The organism is Marivita sp. GX14005 (genome assembly GCF_023370775.1).
In the GTDB taxonomy this organism is placed as follows: domain Bacteria; phylum Pseudomonadota; class Alphaproteobacteria; order Rhodobacterales; family Rhodobacteraceae; genus Marivita.
This window is the reverse complement of sequence record NZ_JAMCCQ010000004.1, coordinates 51,702-68,914: the sequence shown is the minus strand read 5'-3', so window position 1 is coordinate 68,914 and position 17,213 is coordinate 51,702. Positions and strand designations below refer to the sequence as shown.

The window sequence follows — 17,213 nt, the reverse complement described above, 5'->3', positions numbered from 1 at the left end:
ATGAGCGACGCGCCGGCACCCGGCCGTGCGCGGCGCCTTGTCGGGTTCGGACCAGCCGGACGGATCAACCGGCTGCTGGCCGATCCGCGCGTTCAGTCCCTTGCCGCGCGCACGCCGGTTTTGCGCCGCCTCGCCCGGCGGGACGGGGAGGCGATCTTCGACATCGTGGCGGGATTCTGCGCGTCGCAGGCGCTGATGGCGCTGGTAGACCTGCGCATTCCCGAGCGCCTGATGGATGGCGCGCTGACGGTCGAGCAGCTTGCCGCGCGGTGCGACATGCCCGAGGCGGGCCTGCGGGTTCTCTTGCGCGCGAATGTCGCAACGGGGCTTCTGAAGCTCCGGCGCGGCGATCGCGTGGCGCTGACGCGGCGCGGTGCGGCGATGGCCGGCGTGCCGGGGCTTCGGGAGATGATCCTGCATCACAAGGTGCTTTACCGCGATCTGGCCGATCCGGTGGCGGTGTTTCGCGGCGAGGCGAAGACCGAACTCGCGCGGTTCTGGCCCTATGTGTTCGGCGCGGCGGAGGCTGGCGATGCGGCGCTTGCCGCCCGCTATTCGGAACTGATGGCGCAGAGCCAGCGGCTGGTCGCCGAGGATACGCTGGCGGCGGTCGATCTGCGCCACGCGCGCGTGCTGCTCGATATCGGTGGCGGCACGGGCACGTTTCTTTGCGCCGCCTGCCGCGCCGCGCCGCGTCTGCGCGGTATCCTGTTCGATCTGCCGCAGGTGGCGGAGGGCGCGCGGACGCGCATCGAAGAGGCCGGGCTGGCCGGGCGGATCGGGATCGCTGCCGGATCGTTCCACACCGATCCGCTGCCGTCGGGCGCTGATACGATCAGCCTCGTGCGCGTGGCCTATGACCATGAAGACAGCACCGTCGCGGCGATCTTGCAGCGCGTGCATGCGATCCTTCCGGATGCCGGGCGGTTGATCCTGTCGGAGCCGATGACCGGCGGCGCGGTGCCGACCGTTCCGGGCGATGTGTATTTCGCGCTTTACACTTTGGCGATGCGCACCGGCAAGGCGCGCTCGGCCTCCGAGATTGCCGCGCTTTGCAAAGCGGCGGGATTTGACAGGGTCGATACACCCAAAATGCCGCGCCCCTTCGTCACCAGCGTCGTGATCGCTGAAAAACTGTCAGAATAAATTGACAGATTATTGTGTAAGAGTAAACTTACACACAACCGGGATTTGATTCCGTGTCCGACATGCCGCGACGAGGGAGGTGGTTGTGCATACCGAAGCAGTCATCCTGAAGGCTCCCAAGGTGCTGGACGTGCAGGCACTGGGCCTCACAGCACCCGGAGCGGGCGATATCGTCGTCGACGTGGCCTATTCGGGCATTTCCACAGGCACCGAAAAATTGTTCTGGAGCGGAGACATGCCACCCTTCCCCGGCATGGGCTATCCGCTGGTGCCCGGCTATGAGGCCGCCGGCGAGGTGGTCGAGGCTGGCCCCGAATGCGGCTACCGCGTCGGCGAGACGGTGTTCGTGCCCGGATCGAGCGGGTTCGAAGGCGCATTCGGCCTGTTCGGTGGCGCCGCGCGGCGTCTGGTTACCGATGCGGCGCGCGTGACGCGGATCGATTCTGCGCTCGGGCCGCAGGGCGCGTTGCTGGCGCTTGCCGCAACGGCGCGGCATGCGATGGCAGGGCCGGGCAAGGCGGTGCCGGATCTGATCGTCGGGCATGGCGTTCTCGGCCGACTCCTCGCACGGCTGACGCTGGCCGCCGGAGCGCCCGCGCCGATGGTCTGGGAAACGGATACCTCCCGCGAATCGGGCAGTGAAGGCTACGAGGTGCTGCACCCCGACGCCGATCCGCGCCGCGATTACATGTCGGTCTATGACGCCTCCGGCGCGGCGGACCTGCTCGATACGCTGATCGGGCGCATCGCGCGCGGCGGCGAGATTGTCTTGGCGGGGTTCTATACCGCGCCGCTCGGCTTTGCCTTTCCGCCCGCCTTCATGAAGGAAGCGCGGCTGCGCATCGCCGCCGAATGGACGCAAGGCGATCTGGCGGCCACGCGCGCGCTCGTCGAAAGCGGCGCGCTGTCGCTGGCCGGCCTCATCACGCACCAAGCCGCAAGCGCCGATGCGCCTAACGCCTACGAGACGGCATTCACCGACCCGGAGTGCCTCAAGATGATACTCAACTGGAAGGATGCCGCGTGAAGGACGACATGCCAAACCTTAGGGAGTTCGACCAGCGGCTGCGCGACGAGGCGGCGGTAGATCCAAGCCTCGACGTGCCGCAGGACGCGCCCACGAGCAAGACGCAGATCATCGCGATCTACGGCAAGGGCGGTATCGGCAAGAGCTTTACGCTGGCCAATCTCAGCCACATGATGGCCGAACAGGGCAAGCGCGTGCTGCTGATCGGATGCGATCCGAAATCCGACACCACTTCGCTGCTCTTCGGCGGCAAGGCATGCCCGACGATCATCGACACCTCCGCCCGCAAGAAGGACTCCGGCGAGGAAGTGGCCATCGGCGATGTCTGCTTCAAGCACGGCGGCGTTTTCGCGATGGAGCTGGGCGGTCCCGAAGTCGGGCGCGGCTGCGGCGGACGCGGGATCATCCACGGCTTCGAACTGCTGGAAAAGCTCGGCTTTCTCGATTGGGATTTCGATTACGTCCTGCTCGATTTCCTGGGCGACGTGGTCTGCGGCGGCTTCGGCTTGCCCATCGCGCGGGACATGGCGCAGAAGGTGATCCTGGTCGCGTCGAACGATCTGCAATCGCTTTATGTGGCCAACAATGTCTGCTCGGCGGTCGATTACTTCCGCAAGCTGGGCGGTAATGTCGGTGTGGCCGGGCTGGTCATCAACAAGGATGACGGCACCGGAGAGGCGGCTGCCTTTGCTGAAGCGGTGAACATTCCCGTGCTGGCCGCCATCCCGCAGGACGACGACCTGCGCAAGAAATCGGCGAATTACCAGATCGTCGGCACGGCGAAATCGCAATGGGGCGATCTGTTCGCGGGGCTCGGCGATGCCGTCGCCGGCGCGCCGCCGACACGTCCAGTGCCGCTCGATCAGGACGGGCTGCTGGCGCTGTTCGACAGCAAGGATACGGGCGGCGATTACCAGCTGGTGCCCGCCACCGATGCCGACATGCGCGGCAAGAACGCGGTTCTGCGCGAGAGCCTTGAGGTCATCTATGACGACGCTTGAGCGGCATAACCTCGCCTCCGGGGCGGATGGCAAACAGGGCTACGAGGTCGGCTATGACGCGTCCGGCGCGGTGATCGTGACCGAAGCGGACGCGCCCGATGTCAAGGCAACCGCGCTTGCGGGCGGCTGTTCGGCGGGTGCGGAGACGATGCAGGCAGCGGCACGGCGCGCCGGGGCCTTGGAAATCCTCGACCAATACGCTGCCGATTACCCGGCCGGCCCGCATGACAAGCCGCAATCCATGTGTCCCGCCTTCGGCAGCCTGCGCGTCGGGCTGCGCATGAAGCGGGTGGCGACCCTGCTGTCGGGCTCGGCCTGCTGTGTTTACGGGTTGTCTTTCGTGTCGCATTTCTACGGCGCGCGGCGGTCGGTGGGGTATGTGCCTTTCGATTCTGAAACGCTCGTCACCGGCAAGCTCTTCGAGGATATCCGCGCGGCGGCGCATGATATGGCCGATCCGGCGCAGCTCGATGCGATCGTGGTGACGAATCTGTGCGTGCCGACGGCGTCCGGCGTGCCGCTGCGGCTTTTGCCGCCGGAAATAGACGGCGTGCGGATCATCGGCATCGACGTGCCGGGCTTCGGAGTGCCGACCCATGCAGAGGCGAAGGATGTTCTGGCGGGCGCGATGCTGAACTACGCGCGCAGCGAAGCCGAAGCCGGGCCGGTGCAACGCCCCGCCTCCGGCAAGTCGGACCGCCCGACAGTGACCCTGCTGGGAGAGATGTTCCCCGCCGATCCGATGATGATCGGCGCGATGCTGGCGCCGATGGGCCTCGCCGCCGGGCCGGTGGTGCCCTGCCGCGAATGGCGCGAACTTTACGCCGCGCTCGATTGCGGCGCGGTGGCGGCGATTCATCCGTTCTACACCGCCAGTATCCGCGAATTTCAGGCCGCCGGCCGGCCTGTGATCGGCTCGGCCCCGGTGGGCCATGACGGCACGGCGGAGTGGCTGGCCTGCGTCGGGGAGGCATTCGGTTTGCCTGCCGAGAAAGTCGCGGTGGCGCAGAACGCGGTTTTGCCGGGCATCCGCGATGCGCTGGCCGGTGCGCCGATCACCGGAACAATCACGCTGTCGGGTTATGAAGGCTCCGAACTGCTGGTCGCGCGGCTCTTGATCGAGAGCGGCGCGGATGTGCCCTATGTCGGCACCGCCTGCCCGAAAACGCCCTGGTCGGCGGCCGATGCGGACTGGCTGCGCTCGCGCGGCGTGACGGTGAAATACCGCGCCTCGCTCGAGGAAGATTGCGCCGCGATGGAGGCCGTGCGTCCCGATCTTGCCATCGGCACAACGCCCGTGGTGCAGAAGGCCAAGGAGCTTGGCATTCCCGCGCTTTATTTCACCAACCTGATTTCTGCCCGCCCGCTGATGGGCGCGGCCGGGGCCGGATCGCTGGCCGAGGTAATCAATGCGGCCATCGGCAATCGCGCGCGGATGGCGGAGATGCGGGAGTTTTTCGATGGCGTGGGCGGAGGCGATACCGCCGGCATCTGGGAAGCCGCGCCGAATGTGCAGCCGCAGTTCCGCGCGCTGAATGCGAAGAAGCTGGCCAAGGCGGCCCGGGCAGCCCAGGCGGAGCAGATGATATGAGCAGCGCTACGATTTTCACGCGTTCCCGGCATCTGCCGTCGATATGGGGGCCAGCCCGCCGTCCATTGGGCTTGAACCAATGGCGCCAAATGAACGGCCCCCCGGGATATTTTGAGCAAGAAGAAAGCAGGGGGCGGGGCTGATGCTGGTTCAGGATCACGACCGGGCCGGAGGCTATTGGGGCGCTGTCTATTCCTTTTGCGCCGTCAAGGGCTTGCAGGTGGTGATCGACGGGCCGGTAGGCTGCGAGAACCTGCCGGTGACCTCGGTGCTGCATTACACCGATGCGTTGCCGCCGCATGAATTGCCGATCGTTGTCACGGGGCTTGCCGAGGCGGAGATGGGATCGGGCACCGAGGAGGCGATGAAGCGCGCCTGGGGCGTTCTCGACCCGGCGCTGCCGGCGGTGGTCGTGACCGGCTCCATCGCGGAGATGATCGGCGGCGGGGTCACGCCGCAGGGCACCAACATCCAGCGCTTCCTGCCGCGCACGATCGATGAGGATCAGTGGGAATCGGCGGATCGTGCGATGACCTGGATCTTCACCGAGTTCGGCATGACCAAGGGCCGGATGCCGAAGGAGGCCAAGCGCGAAGAGGGCGCGGCGCCCCGGGTCAATATCCTGGGGCCGATGTATGGCACGTTCAATATGGCCTCCGATCTGGCCGAGATGCGGCGTCTGATCGAAGGGATCGGGGCCGAGGTCAACATGGTGATGCCGCTGGGCGCGCATGTGGCCGAGATGCGGGGGCTGGTGAACGCGGATGTGAATGTCTGCCTTTACCGCGAATTCGGGCGCGGGCTGGCGGAGGTTCTGGGCAAGCCCTATCTGCAGGCGCCCATCGGGATCGACAGCACGACGAAGTTCCTGCGCAAGCTGGGCGCGTTGCTGGGGCTCGATCCCGAGCCGTTCATCGAGCGCGAGAAACACTCGACGATCAAGCCGGTCTGGGATCTGTGGCGGTCGGTCACGCAGGATTTCTTTGCCACCGCCTCCTTTGCGGTGGTGGCGAACGAGACCTATACGCGCGGCATTCGCAAATATCTCGAGGATGATCTGGGCTTTCCCTGCGCTTTTGCGGTGGAGCGCAAGCGCGGTGTCAAGACCGACAATGACGCGGTGCGCGCGCAGCTTCAGGCCAAGCGGCCGCTGGTGGTGCTGGGGTCGATCAACGAAAAGATCTATCTGGCCGAGCTGGCATCGGGTCATGGCCCCGCGCCCTGTTTCATTCCCGCCAGTTTCCCCGGCGCCGCGATCCGCAGGGCCACCGGCACGCCGTTCATGGGCTATGCCGGCGCGACCTATCTTTTGCAGGAAGTCTGCAACGCGCTGTTCGATGCGCTGTTTCATATCCTGCCGCTGGGCAGCGAGATGGATGCGGCCGAGGCGACGCCGACCGCGCTGCGCCGGGATTTTCCATGGGATGCGGATGCGCAGGCGCGACTCGATGAGATCGTTGCCAGCCATCCGATCCTGACCCGTATTTCCGCGGCCAAATCGCTGCGCGACGCAGCCGAGAAAGCCGCCCTTGCCGACGGGGCCGAACGCGTCGTTCTGGAAACCGTCGAGCGTCTGCAACCTGCCAAAGGAGGTGTATCATGAGCGATGTCACGAGCAATGCCACGGGGCTTGGACCCGTGCGGCACAAACCGCATCACAGGCGGGAATACTCGGTCTATTTCGCGCTTGTCTTCCTGACGGCGCTGCCGTTCGCCGCCGCGGGCTGGGGCGCGCATGTCATCCGGCACCGGCGCAGACCCGGCAGATCGCCGCTGCGCGCGGCGCTGAGCGATGCCGCCATCATCACGCCGAGGATCTTCTCGGCCTGAGGAATCGCGCGAACCGGCCGGGCCGGGGCGCGTGAGAAGGGCAGGGGGCGAGCCCCTGTCGTACCTGGCCGCGGGGCGCTGCGGCATCAGTTCAATTTTCCGGAGGAAAATCATGGCTGATAAAACCGACCTGTCCTTCACAGGTCTCACTGACGAGCAGGCCCAGGAGCTGCATTCAGTGTATATGAGCGGCTTCGCGGTCTTCACGGCGATCGCGGTCGTCGCTCATATCCTGACATACATCAAGCTCCCGTGGTTTGCCTGGTAGAGGGGATCACATGGCACAGTTTTACAAGATCTGGCTGATCTTCGATCCGCGCCGCGTGTTCGTGGCGCAAGGGGTCTTTCTGTTCCTGCTGGCGGTGATGATTCACCTCGTCCTGCTCAGCAACCCGAACACCAATTGGTTCACCCGGGCGTTCGGAACGGAAATCATCGTGGCCGAATAAGGCCGCGCCTGCTGCATAAAGACAGCCGCGGGCGGGCGCGTCCCGCCCCGGCAAACCGACGGCCCGGCCGGGTGCGGCCCGGCGCCGCTGAAGACAGGATTGGAGACGGATCATGGCGCTACTCAGTTTCGAAAGGAAATATCGCGTCCGGGGCGGGACGCTCGTGGGCGGCGATCTGTTCGATTTCTGGGTCGGCCCGTTCTATGTGGGCTTTTTCGGGGTCGTGACCTTCTTTTTCGCGGTGCTCGGATCGGCGCTCATCTTCTACGGCGCCTCGCTCGGCGATACCTGGAACCCCTGGCTGATCTCCATCGATCCGCCGCCGCTGGAGGTCGGGCTCGGCATGGCGCCGCTGGCCGAGGGCGGGCTTTGGCAGATCATCACCATCTGCGCCACCATCGCCTTTGTCAGCTGGGCGCTGCGGCAGGTCGAAATCTGCCGCAAGCTGGGGATTGGCTACCATGTGCCCTTCGCCTTCAGCGTCGCGATCCTCGCCTATGTCACGCTCGTCATCATCCGCCCCGTTCTGATGGGCGCCTGGGGGCATGGCTTTCCCTACGGGATCTTCAGCCATCTCGATTGGGTGAACAACGTGGGCTATGCCTATGGCAATTTCCATTACAACCCCGCGCATATGGTGGCGATCAGCTTCTTCTGGATCACCGCGGTCGCGCTGGCGCTGCATGGCTCGCTCGTGCTGTCGGCGGTCAATCCCGGCAAGGGGCGCGAGATCCGCTCGCCCGATCACGAGGACACCTATTTCCGCGACCTGATCGGCTATTCCATCGGCCCGCTCGGCATTCACCGGCTGGGGCTTTTCCTGGCGCTGATGTCGGGCTTCTGGAGCGCGGTGTGCATCGTCATTTCAGGCACCATCTGGTTCGATCAATGGATCGTCTGGTGGGATTGGTATTACGAACTGCCCTGGTGGGTGGACCTTTGAGGAGGGGATGAACAATGGCCGAGTATCAGAACATCTTTACCCAGGTGCAGGTTCAGGGTCCGCCGGAGCTGGGCATGACCATCGACGGGCTGCCGGTGCGCGGCCGCGCGAACCGCACGCGGTTCAACCGGCTCTTCGGAACCATCGGCAATGCGCAGCTCGGGCCGGTGCATTACGGCACCTACGGGCTGATCGGCGTGATCGGGTTCGGGATGTGGTTCTTCATCATCGGGATGAATTTCTGGGCGCAGGCGGGCTATTCGCCGGGCGTGTTCCTGCGCGATCTCTTCTGGATGGCGCTGGAGCCGCCGGGGCCGGAATACGGGCTCGGCTTCGCGCCGCTCAATGAAGGCGGCTGGTGGCTCATCGCCAGTTTCTTCTTCCTGGTCGGCTGCTGCGCCTGGTGGGTGCGGACGTACCGGCGGGCCGAGGACCTGGGCATGGGCAAGCATGTCGCCTGGGCCTTCGCGGCGCTGCTGTGGCTGATCTTCGTGCTGAACCTCTTTCGACCGATCCTGATGGGATCGTGGTCCGAGGCGGTCCCTTACGGGATCTTCCCCCATCTGGACTGGACGAACCTCTTTTCGCTGACCTGGGGCAATCTGTTCTACAACCCGTTCCACGCGCTTTCGATCGCGTTTCTCTATGGCTCGGCGCTGCTCTTCGCGATGCATGGCGCAACCATCCTCGCGGTCAGCCGGTTCGGCGGAGAACGCGAGATCGAGCAGATCGTGGATCGCGGCACGGCCTCGGAACGCGCGGCGCTCTTCTGGCGCTGGACGATGGGGTTCAACGCGACGATGGAGGGCATCCATCGCTGGGCCTGGTGGTTCGCGGTGCTCACGCCGCTGACGGGGGGAATCGGAATACTGCTGTCGGGCACCGTCGTCGAAAACTGGTTTATCTGGGCGCAGATCCACGACTACGCGCCGCTCGATTGAGGAATGAAGCCATGAGTGAACATCACGACTACCTGCGCACCGGCGATCGCAAGTTTCGGCTGACCGCGGACATCACAGCGCTGATGCTCAAGGGCGCGGGCTATGCCGCGCTCTTCTGTCTCGCGGTTCTGCTTGCCGGTTGGGCCCTGCTCGCCCTGTCGCGGCTTCTGCCCGAGGATTCCAAGTTCGCGCCCGATCCGATCAACCGCTCGTTCCTTCTGATCGAACAGGTGGAGCGCGCACAGGTATGAGCATGTGGCGCGCGGCGGCACCCGCTGCCGCGCGCTGCCGCCGTATCGGGGGCCTTGCGGTTCCCGGTAAAGGGAGAGGCGGCACGAGCCGCGCTCCCGGTTCCCTTCCTGTTGGCGACAGGAGACCGGCACCGCGGGCAAAGCCCTGCGGTGCCGGATGACCCACCGGATGCCCCCAAGGGCAGGAGCGCCGCCATGACCGTATCAGAGACACCGACCCTCGACCGCATCGCCGGGCCATCCGATCTTCGCCTGTTGCCGGACGCGGATCTTGCCGCACTCGCCAACGAGCTGCGCCGCGAGGTGATCGAAGCGGTTGCGGTGACCGGCGGCCATCTGGGCTCCTCGCTCGGCGTGGTCGAGATCGCGGTGGCGCTGCATGCGGTGTTCGACACGCCGCGCGACAAGTTGATCTGGGATGTCGGGCATCAATGCTATCCGCACAAGATCCTGACCGGCCGCCGGGATCGCATCCGCACGCTGCGACAGGAACGCGGGCTCAGCGGGTTCACCAAGCGCAGCGAAAGCGAATTCGATCCGTTCGGCGCGGCCCATTCCTCGACCTCGATCTCCGCCGCGCTGGGATTCACTGTCGGGCGCGATATGGGGATGGACACGGGCGACGCCATCGCCGTCATAGGCGACGGCGCGATCAGCGCGGGCATGGCCTATGAGGCGCTCAACAATGCCGGTGTCGAAGGGCGGCGGCTTTTCGTGATCCTGAACGACAACGAGATGTCCATCGCGCCGCCCGTCGGGGCGATGTCGCGCTACATGTCGCGGCTCTCCGAGACTCCTCTGGGCAAGCTGGGCGAAGATCTCGAAGCGGCACTTCCCGGCCCGCTGCGCGATCACGCACGGCGCGCGCGGGCGCTGGTGACGGGGCGGAGCGCAGGCACTGGAACGCTGTTCGAAGAGCTGGGTTTCGACTATATGGGGCCGATCGACGGGCATGACATGCACCAGCTTCTGGCCGTGCTGCGCAGCGCAAGGACAAGGGCGACGGGGCCGGTGCTCATTCATTGCTGCACCGTCAAGGGCAAGGGCTATGCGCCGGCGGAGACCGCTGCGGACAAGTATCACGGCGTCGGCACGTTCGACGTGCCGAGCGGCGCGCAGGCCAAAAAGCGGCCCAATGCCCAGCTATACCAAGGTGTTCGGCCGGGCGCTCGCAGACGCGGCATCGCGCGATGCGCGGATCGTCGGGATCACGGCGGCGATGCCGTCGGGGACCGGGATGGATATCCTGGCCGACACGTTCCCGGCGCGCGTCTTCGATGTCGGCATCGCCGAGCAGCACGCCGTCACCTTCGCCGCCGGGCTTGCCGCGAGCGGGCTGAGGCCGTTCTGCGCGATCTATTCGACCTTCCTGCAGCGCGGCTACGACCAGGTCGTGCATGACGTGGCGCTGCAAAACCTGCCCGTCCGCTTTGCCATCGACCGCGCCGGGCTGGTCGGCGCGGATGGCGCGACCCATGCGGGCGCCTTCGATATCGGCTATCTGTCGGCGCTCCCCAACATGACCGTCATGGCTGCCGGAGACGAGGCGGAGCTTGTTCACATGGTCGCCACCGCTGCCGCGTATGATGCCGGGCCGATCGCGTTCCGCTTTCCCCGCGGGGAAGGCACCGGGGTCGATCTGCCCGAGCGCGGTGAGGTGCTCGATATCGGCAAGGGCCGGGTGATCCGGGAGGGCAGCGATGTTGCCATTCTGAGCTTCGGCGCGCATCTGGCGGTGTGCCGGGAGGCAGCGACCATTCTGAAAGCGCAGGGACTATCGGTCACGATTGCCGATGCGCGTTTCGCCAAACCTCTGGACCGCGCGCTGATCCGGCAATTGCTGCGCCATCACAAGGCGCTTGTCACCGTGGAGCAGGGCGCAAGGGGCGGTTTCGGGGCGATGGTGCTGCACGATCTGGCGAATGACGGCTTGCTTGATGGCCGGTGTCAGCTGCGGACGATGACGCTGCCGGACCGGTTCATCGAACAGGCCGCGCCGGATGCGATGTATGCCGATGCGGGGCTGACCGCGCTCGACATCGCGGCCACCGCCGCGCAGGCCGTCGGACAGGACGCGCTGGCGAAGCGCTAAATCCGCGTCGCAGCGACCATCCCGGTCAGATGCGCGAGGTTCTTGATCCCGATCTTCAAATGCGCAAGCGGACGCGCCTTGACCAGTTCCTTGTTCATATACGCCTCGAAGGTCAGGCGCTGCACGTCGATATCGTGGCAGAGCGACACGAACCGTTCGCGCCGCATGTCGCTGCGGTAATAGGCGCGCTGCATCGCGCCCAGAACCTTGAAGACACCCTTGTGCTCGCGCATGAAGAGCTTGCGCGCCAGTTTCAGATCGCCGGTGCGGCCCGAAGCAAGGCAGGCCGCCGCTGCCGTGGCCGCGACGCGCCCGCCGACCATGGCGTAATAGATGCCCTCGCCGGAGGAGGGCGCGACAACGCCCGCCGCATCGCCCGCCAGCACCACGTCGCGCCCGTTGTCCCACCGCTCCAGCGGCTTGAGCGGGATCGGCGCGCCTTCGCGGCGGATGGTGCGGCACTGGTCGAGCCCCGAGGCGAGGCGCAGGGCAGCGGTGGCCTTCTTGAGATCGACGCCTTGCACTTCCGTTCCCATGCCGACGCTGGCCTGCGCGCCATGCGGAAAGACCCAGCCATAGAAATCGGGCGAGATGCGGCCGTCATACACGACGTCGCAGCGCGCCGGATCGTAGGAGGGCACATCGCCCCGCGGCGCTTCGATCACCTCGTGATAGGCGATTACATAGGGGATCCTGTCGCCCCCCGGCACCTCGTGCCGCCCCACATTCGAGCGCGCGCCATCGGCGCCGATCACGATGCGGGCGGTGACCTTCCGCGTCTCTCCGCTGGCCTTGCAGCGATAGGAGACATGCGTTCCGGCCTCGTCGCGGGCGATGGCGACGTAGGTGCCGGTGATCCGCTCCGCCCCGGCCTTCGCGGCACGCATGCGCAGGAACTCGTCGAAATGCTCGCGGTCCACCATGCCGACAAAGCCGTTCTCGATCGCCATGTCGACGCGGCGCCGGGTCGGTGAGATCATGCGGGCGGTGTTGATTTTCGCGACGATCTGATCGTCCGGGATGTTGAAATCGCGCATGAGGCGCGGCGGGATGGCTCCGCCGCAGGGTTTGATCTTGCCGGCCCGGTCGATGAAAGCGACCTTGTGGCCAGAGCGCGCGAGGTCTTCGGCGGCGGTTGCGCCGCTTGGGCCTCCTCCAACGACGACGACATCGAACATGATTATTCTCCTGCGATGGCGAACGCCCCCGGCAGGGGGCGCTCCAAGATTTTCAGTGCCATGACGGCTGCCGCGACGAAGATCGCCGCCTCGATCAAAAAGACGGTTCCGAACGCCTGCGCATCGCTTAACTGTGCGAGGCGGAACAGATCGACCAGCGCCGCGCCGGTCAGCCCGCCGAAACCCGCCGCGACGGCTTGCGCGGCGCCCCACAGGCCCATCCGCGTGCCTTCGCGCCGTCCGCGCCCCGCGCCGGCCAGCGCCATCATCGAGCCGATGGCCGCGACCGCGAACATCCCGTTGAACACGCCCAGCATCACCACGAATGGCGCAAAGAGCCCGGCCGCGCCGAGCGCGCCGGCGGCGGCGATCAGGCACAGCGCGCTGCACGAGCCAAGGCAGCCGGCGATCACCCAGGCGCGCAAGGAGCCGATCTTGAACCCTGTCGCGGCGATGCCGACGGTCAGCATCCCGATGAACATGCCGCCATTCTGCGCGCCGCTCAGGCTCGTTGTCTGGCCGGGTGTGAGGCCGAAAACGAGCCCGCCGAAGGGCTCCAGGATGAGTTCCTGCATGAAATAGGCGGTCATCGACAGGAACACGAACAAGGTGAAATTCCGCGCGCGCGGCTCGGCCCAGATTTCGGTCAGCCCCTGCCGGAACGGCTGGCTTTCGGGCTGCGGCAGGACGGTAAGGCCGCGTTCGATGCCCCATGTCGCAAGGACGGTGAGAGCGAAAGCGCCGAACGCCACGCTGCAGACGATCCGAAGCAGCAGCGCGGGCGAATAGGGGTGCAGCATCGCGCCGACGCCGCCGGCGGTGACGGCGATGCCGAAGATCATCATCAGCCAGGTGATGGTGGCGGATGCGGCGCGGCGATGGGGCGCGGTGCTCGATGCCAGAAGCGCGAGCAGCGAGGTGCCCGACGCACCGACACCGAGGCCGATGGCGGAATAGGCCAGCAGCGACAGGATGAGCCCCGGCCAATAGGCGGCCTGCATCGTGACGACACCGACCGCCGCCGCGACGCCGCCCAAAGACAGCACCGCCATGCCTCCGACGATCCAGCGGGTGCGGTTGCCGCCCGTGTCCGAGCGGAACCCCCATTGCGGGCGCGTGAGTTGAATGCCGTAGTGCAGCGCGACGAGAAAGCCGGGCAGAACGGCGGGCAGCGCCAGTTCGACCACCATCAGCCGGTTCAACGTCGAGGTTGTCAGCACGACGATCGCGCCAAGCGCGGCTTGAACGAGGCCGAGCCGGAAAATCTGGACCCATGTGAGAGTCATCAGGCGCCTCCCAATGTGCGGATGGCGAGAGCGGCGACAAGCATCCCGGCGACATAGAGCGCAACCCCGGTGCCGTTATACCACGGCGCAAAGGTCTTCGGATCGCGAAGCAGACGGCGCATCGCCAAGCCTTGCAAGCCGAGCAAAACGGTGATCCCGGCAGCGTGAAGCGGGCGATCCCAGCCGAGCAGCAGCGCGATCACCGCGACCTGCGGCAGCGCCATGACGAGACACGCCACTTGCCCTGCACGCCGCGGGCCGAGCGTAACGGGCAGGGAGTTGACGCCCATGTGCTTGTCGCCCTTCAGCGCCTTGAAATCGTTGAGTGTCATGATGCCATGCGCACCGATGGAATAGAGAAGCGCGACGATCACGACAGGAACAGACGGCGCTCCGGCAGAGATCACGGCGGCGCCGGTGAACCATGGCAGGCCCTCATAGCACAGCCCGACCAGCCCCGGACCCCAGATGCCCGACCGCTTGAGCCGCACCGGCTCGGCCGAATAGGCCCAGGCAGCCGCGATGCCCACCAGCGTCGCGCCGAACCCCCATGGCCCGAGTTGCCAACCGACGAGGAGCGCGAGGCCCGTCATCGCCCAGGCGATCCAGAGCCCCCAGCGGCCGGGTATCCGGCCTGACGGGATCCCCCGGTTCGGCTCGTTGATGGCATCGACATGCCTATCGCACCAGTCATTCGCCGCTTGGCTCATGCCGCAGACGATTGGCCCGGCAAGCAGAATTCCGAGCAGCACGAGCGGCCATTGGACCTCCGCCGTTCCGCTGGCCGAGACGCAACCGATGGCGAAGGCAAAGATCGGCGGGAACCATGTCACAGGCTTGAGGAGCCGCAGAACCGCGAGCGGTTTGGGATATGCTGCCTGTGGAATGGAAATCGTGTCCGCCATATTGTCAGGATAGCCTGACAATAAGCGAGTCGCCAAGTGTAAACTATAGTTTACGGATAGATCAGCCGTCCTTCGCCAGCAGATCGTATTTCCGCAGCTTGACGTAGAGCGATTGCCGCGAAAGCCCCAGCATGTTCGCCGCCGCGACGCGGTTGTTGTTCGTCAACTCGATCGCCGTTTCGATGCACATCTTTTCGATCACGTCGGTCGTCTGTGCGACGATGTCCTTGAGCGAGGCGCTCCCGACGAGTTCGACCAGCGGCTTGCTGTCCTTCTCGGGCACCAAAAGCCCGCTCGGCAGCGGCGTGTCGCGGGTCTGCGCATCGCGCAGCACGAATGCGAAGCAGGATCTGCGATCGGCCGAAAGCCGCGTCGTGGCGATGGTCACGGACCGCTCGCCGCCATATTCGCCGACCACCCGCGTGGTATAGAGGCGCATGTTCCCGGCCTGCGCCGCGTGATCCATCAATACCTTCTGGTCAAGCATCCCGCGGGCGAGGAAATCTGAAATCAGGCGACCATGCACACCGCGCCCATCCGCCGCATCGACGAAATCGAGAAACGCCTCGTTGACGGAGGTGATCGCGCCGGTCTCGTCCGTCATCACCACACCGTCCGGGCCGTTCTCGAAAAGGGCGACCAGATGGCGGCTGAAATCGTCGAGCTTTGGCGGAGCCGTGTCGTTGTGGTTCAGGCGGCACAAAAAGATGCGCTCTCCGGCGGCGCGGAACAGGGTCGGCAGCACGCGCAGGGCATCACCCTTCAGGGATGTCCTGATCTCGATCCCGAGCGCATCCTCACTCAATGCTGAGGCGGCGAGCCGGTCCATGAGATCGGCATGGGCGATCCCCTGCAGCTGCTGGGCGAACCGGCTGCCGAGGATCGATTCGCGATTGGTGCCGAGCATGCGCGCGGCGGCTTCGTTCGCTTCGGTGATCCGCCCATCGCTCATGCTGACGAACAGCACGGCATCCGACACCTGACCGAGCAGCACGTGAAAATGCGTGTCGAACTCGCGTTTCTTCTCGTAATCCTTCTCGAGCGCGATCTGCGCCTTGACCAGTTGCTGCTGCATCTCCGCAACCGGCTGCATGTCGCGGCCCAGCATCAGAAGGGTCTTGTCCGGCCCGATGGTGTGGAAGGAGTATTTGACCGGAAACTGCCACTTCTTGCGATGATCGGAATGGTTGAGCTCGACCGGCCGGGCCGCGCCATCCGCATCGAGAAAGCGTTTCAGCGCACGTTCGAATTTCGGGACGCTTTCGCTGGTCAGAAACTGGCGAAAATTACCGTGCTCCCAGGCTTTGAGATCACCATAGCTGCGTTGGCTGGGATTGGTCAGAACCGAAAGGATCTGGCCCTCCGCCGTGATGACGATGGCCAGATCGGCAAGGGATGCAATGATGTTACCGAGGATCTCGGGCGCTATGAGAGGAACTGCACCGCTGTCCCAATATTTCGTGCCGCGAGATGTCATGACCGTTGCCCAGTTGCCCGATTGTCATTTTTATCCACGACACATCGGTGTTATATTTTGGCTTTGCAATGTATGTCGCAAAACAAAAGCGCTTGATCTAGGTCGTTCGTGATTTTGTCAACACCGGCGACGTCGAGACTGTGGTTATCTTGCGTCACTATCTGGCCGCCCAGCACGATCGGCGGCGTCGGGGTTTCGAATTTCCGTATCTCGCCCACCAGGTCGCGCAGCGCGGGCAGGTCACCTTCAACGCAGGCCGACATGAAAATCGCGCCGAACCGGGTGCTGTTCATCGTGTCTAGAAGGGCTGCCGTCGTCTCGCCGATGGACAGCTTTACCGAGATGCCGGCGCGACGGAGCTTGCTTGCCAGGACCATCACGCCGAGCGTGTGATCGGCATCGTGCGACATCAGCAGCAGCACCGATGTCTCGGGCGCATCGATCGGGCCGTTGCAATCGTCCGACTTGCCCGAACCGATCTCGCGCAGGATGCGCTGCAACCGCGATGAGCCGATGGTGACCGTCGTGAATGTGATGTCGTCCTCGCACCAGCCTTGCCCCAGCAGCCGCGCTACGTCGGGAATGAACTGTTCGCAGATCATCTCGGCCGGAATCCCGCTGTCGAGCATCCGGCGCGACAACCGCAGGACGGCTTTGGGATCCTCGCTGACGGCGGCGCGGAGCAGCAGCTGCGCATTCTTTTCGTCCGAGTTGCCTCTCAGGGTCTTGGCCATGAGAGACACCTCGTCGAGCGCGAGAGAGGCGATCCTGTCGACCGCGGTTTTTCGGTGCGTATCAGCATGCTGCGGTTCACGATCGGGTCTTCCATTCATGGTGGCACTCCCCCTCTGTTCCGCATCCGATTCCGCTCCGTCAAGTCCTCCCGGCAGGAAACGCATGTCCGCAGAAATCATCCGCGTCATTGCCAAAAATGTCAAATATTATTGACATTCTCGTCCCGGTAATTTCGGCAGCCTTTCACGGGAAGCGTAGAATTGCTGAAATGCTCCAATGGATTGCGCATATTTCGTCATTTTGCTGACAGCAAGGTTGTAAATCAAAGTTGACACACGGAAAGATGCCGGATTACCTTTGG

16 protein-coding genes and 1 pseudogene are annotated in these 17,213 nt (G+C 65.0%); 12 read left to right on the top strand and 5 right to left on the bottom strand.

The annotated features are described in order from the left end of the window. The 12 genes and pseudogenes from M3465_RS12380 to dxs all read left to right on the top strand — a co-directional run bounded on the left by M3465_RS12380 (position 1) and on the right by dxs (position 11,271). On the top strand, positions 1 to 1,146 hold the full coding sequence (locus M3465_RS12380) for a methyltransferase (RefSeq protein WP_249502075.1): 1,146 nt from the start codon (positions 1 to 3) through the stop codon (positions 1,144 to 1,146). Positions 1,147 to 1,231: 85 nt separating this feature from the next. Further along, entirely contained in the window at positions 1,232 to 2,173 is a 942-nt protein-coding gene (bchC, locus tag M3465_RS12375; RefSeq protein WP_249502074.1) for a chlorophyll synthesis pathway protein BchC, read from the top strand. 8 nt (positions 2,174 to 2,181) lie between these two features. Continuing rightward, positions 2,182 to 3,174 (top strand): chlorophyllide a reductase iron protein subunit X, encoded by a 993-nt coding sequence (locus tag M3465_RS12370; protein ID WP_283255049.1) that lies wholly within the window; start codon positions 2,182 to 2,184, stop codon positions 3,172 to 3,174. Beyond that, complete coding sequence (bchY, locus tag M3465_RS12365) at positions 3,161 to 4,765, top strand: chlorophyllide a reductase subunit Y (RefSeq protein ID WP_249502072.1); 1,605 nt, start codon at positions 3,161 to 3,163, stop codon at positions 4,763 to 4,765. Before M3465_RS12370 ends, bchY begins: the two co-directional genes overlap by 14 nt. Positions 4,766 to 4,907: 142 nt before the next feature. Next, on the top strand, positions 4,908 to 6,368 hold the full coding sequence (bchZ, locus tag M3465_RS12360) for a chlorophyllide a reductase subunit Z (protein WP_249502071.1): 1,461 nt from the start codon (positions 4,908 to 4,910) through the stop codon (positions 6,366 to 6,368). After that, positions 6,365 to 6,595 carry a cytochrome PufQ gene (pufQ, locus tag M3465_RS12355; RefSeq protein WP_249502070.1) on the top strand — a complete coding sequence of 77 codons (231 nt, stop codon included), beginning with the start codon at positions 6,365 to 6,367 and terminating at the stop codon, positions 6,593 to 6,595. Before bchZ ends, pufQ begins: the two co-directional genes overlap by 4 nt. A 112-nt stretch (positions 6,596 to 6,707) precedes the next feature. Further along, on the top strand, positions 6,708 to 6,863 hold the full coding sequence (pufB, locus tag M3465_RS12350; RefSeq protein WP_249502069.1) for a light-harvesting antenna LH1, beta subunit: 156 nt from the start codon (positions 6,708 to 6,710) through the stop codon (positions 6,861 to 6,863). Positions 6,864 to 6,873: 10 nt separating this feature from the next. After that, on the top strand, positions 6,874 to 7,044 hold the full coding sequence (gene pufA, locus M3465_RS12345) for a light-harvesting antenna LH1, alpha subunit (RefSeq protein ID WP_249502068.1): 171 nt from the start codon (positions 6,874 to 6,876) through the stop codon (positions 7,042 to 7,044). Positions 7,045 to 7,156: 112 nt separating this feature from the next. Next, complete coding sequence (gene pufL / locus M3465_RS12340; protein WP_249502067.1) at positions 7,157 to 7,987, top strand: photosynthetic reaction center subunit L; 831 nt, start codon at positions 7,157 to 7,159, stop codon at positions 7,985 to 7,987. A gap of 14 nt (positions 7,988 to 8,001) precedes the next feature. Beyond that, a complete protein-coding gene (gene pufM, locus M3465_RS12335) occupies positions 8,002 to 8,928 on the top strand; it encodes a photosynthetic reaction center subunit M (RefSeq protein WP_249502066.1) in 927 nt (308 codons plus the stop codon). Positions 8,929 to 8,939: 11 nt separating this feature from the next. After that, positions 8,940 to 9,179 (top strand): RC-LH1 core complex protein PufX, encoded by a 240-nt coding sequence (gene pufX / locus M3465_RS12330; RefSeq protein WP_249502065.1) that lies wholly within the window; start codon positions 8,940 to 8,942, stop codon positions 9,177 to 9,179. Positions 9,180 to 9,374: 195 nt separating this feature from the next. Further along, positions 9,375 to 11,271: pseudogene (gene dxs / locus M3465_RS12325) on the top strand (1-deoxy-D-xylulose-5-phosphate synthase). Here the strand turns inward: dxs and M3465_RS12320 are convergent. The 5 genes from M3465_RS12320 to M3465_RS12300 all read right to left on the bottom strand — a co-directional run bounded on the left by M3465_RS12320 (position 11,268) and on the right by M3465_RS12300 (position 16,851). Continuing rightward, positions 11,268 to 12,449: a geranylgeranyl diphosphate reductase gene (locus tag M3465_RS12320; RefSeq protein WP_249502064.1), complete on the bottom strand. Its 1,182-nt coding sequence runs from the start codon at positions 12,447 to 12,449 to the stop codon at positions 11,268 to 11,270. The pseudogene dxs and the gene M3465_RS12320 sit on opposite strands and share 4 nt — an antisense overlap. A gap of 2 nt (positions 12,450 to 12,451) precedes the next feature. Beyond that, positions 12,452 to 13,735 (bottom strand): BCD family MFS transporter, encoded by a 1,284-nt coding sequence (locus tag M3465_RS12315; protein WP_249502063.1) that lies wholly within the window; start codon positions 13,733 to 13,735, stop codon positions 12,452 to 12,454. Then, positions 13,735 to 14,640, bottom strand: coding sequence for a chlorophyll synthase ChlG (chlG, locus tag M3465_RS12310; RefSeq protein ID WP_249502062.1), 906 nt, complete (start codon positions 14,638 to 14,640; stop codon positions 13,735 to 13,737). Before chlG ends, M3465_RS12315 begins: the two co-directional genes overlap by 1 nt. Positions 14,641 to 14,701: 61 nt before the next feature. After that, complete coding sequence (ppsR, locus tag M3465_RS12305) at positions 14,702 to 16,117, bottom strand: transcriptional regulator PpsR (protein WP_249502061.1); 1,416 nt, start codon at positions 16,115 to 16,117, stop codon at positions 14,702 to 14,704. Between the two features lie 50 nt (positions 16,118 to 16,167). Continuing rightward, the gene (locus M3465_RS12300) at positions 16,168 to 16,851 is read right to left on the bottom strand and encodes a cobalamin-dependent protein (RefSeq protein WP_249502060.1); all 684 of its coding nucleotides are present in this window, start codon (positions 16,849 to 16,851) and stop codon (positions 16,168 to 16,170) included. Positions 16,852 to 17,213 lie beyond the last annotated feature (362 nt).

Coding starts and splice junctions, on each gene's coding strand:
- pufB (WP_249502069.1), top strand. CDS start 6,708: ATGGCTGATAAAACCGACCTGTCCTTCACAGGTCTCACTGACGAGCAG.
- M3465_RS12315 (WP_249502063.1), bottom strand. CDS start 13,735: ATGACTCTCACATGGGTCCAGATTTTCCGGCTCGGCCTCGTTCAAGCC.
- pufM (WP_249502066.1), top strand. CDS start 8,002: ATGGCCGAGTATCAGAACATCTTTACCCAGGTGCAGGTTCAGGGTCCG.
- M3465_RS12370 (WP_283255049.1), top strand. CDS start 2,182: ATGCCAAACCTTAGGGAGTTCGACCAGCGGCTGCGCGACGAGGCGGCG.
- M3465_RS12380 (WP_249502075.1), top strand. CDS start 1: ATGAGCGACGCGCCGGCACCCGGCCGTGCGCGGCGCCTTGTCGGGTTC.
- pufL (WP_249502067.1), top strand. CDS start 7,157: ATGGCGCTACTCAGTTTCGAAAGGAAATATCGCGTCCGGGGCGGGACG.
- M3465_RS12320 (WP_249502064.1), bottom strand. CDS start 12,449: ATGTTCGATGTCGTCGTCGTTGGAGGAGGCCCAAGCGGCGCAACCGCC.
- pufQ (WP_249502070.1), top strand. CDS start 6,365: ATGAGCGATGTCACGAGCAATGCCACGGGGCTTGGACCCGTGCGGCAC.
- pufX (WP_249502065.1), top strand. CDS start 8,940: ATGAGTGAACATCACGACTACCTGCGCACCGGCGATCGCAAGTTTCGG.
- M3465_RS12300 (WP_249502060.1), bottom strand. CDS start 16,851: ATGGCCAAGACCCTGAGAGGCAACTCGGACGAAAAGAATGCGCAGCTG.
- ppsR (WP_249502061.1), bottom strand. CDS start 16,117: ATGACATCTCGCGGCACGAAATATTGGGACAGCGGTGCAGTTCCTCTC.
- bchZ (WP_249502071.1), top strand. CDS start 4,908: ATGCTGGTTCAGGATCACGACCGGGCCGGAGGCTATTGGGGCGCTGTC.
- pufA (WP_249502068.1), top strand. CDS start 6,874: ATGGCACAGTTTTACAAGATCTGGCTGATCTTCGATCCGCGCCGCGTG.
- bchY (WP_249502072.1), top strand. CDS start 3,161: ATGACGACGCTTGAGCGGCATAACCTCGCCTCCGGGGCGGATGGCAAA.
- chlG (WP_249502062.1), bottom strand. CDS start 14,640: ATGGCGGACACGATTTCCATTCCACAGGCAGCATATCCCAAACCGCTC.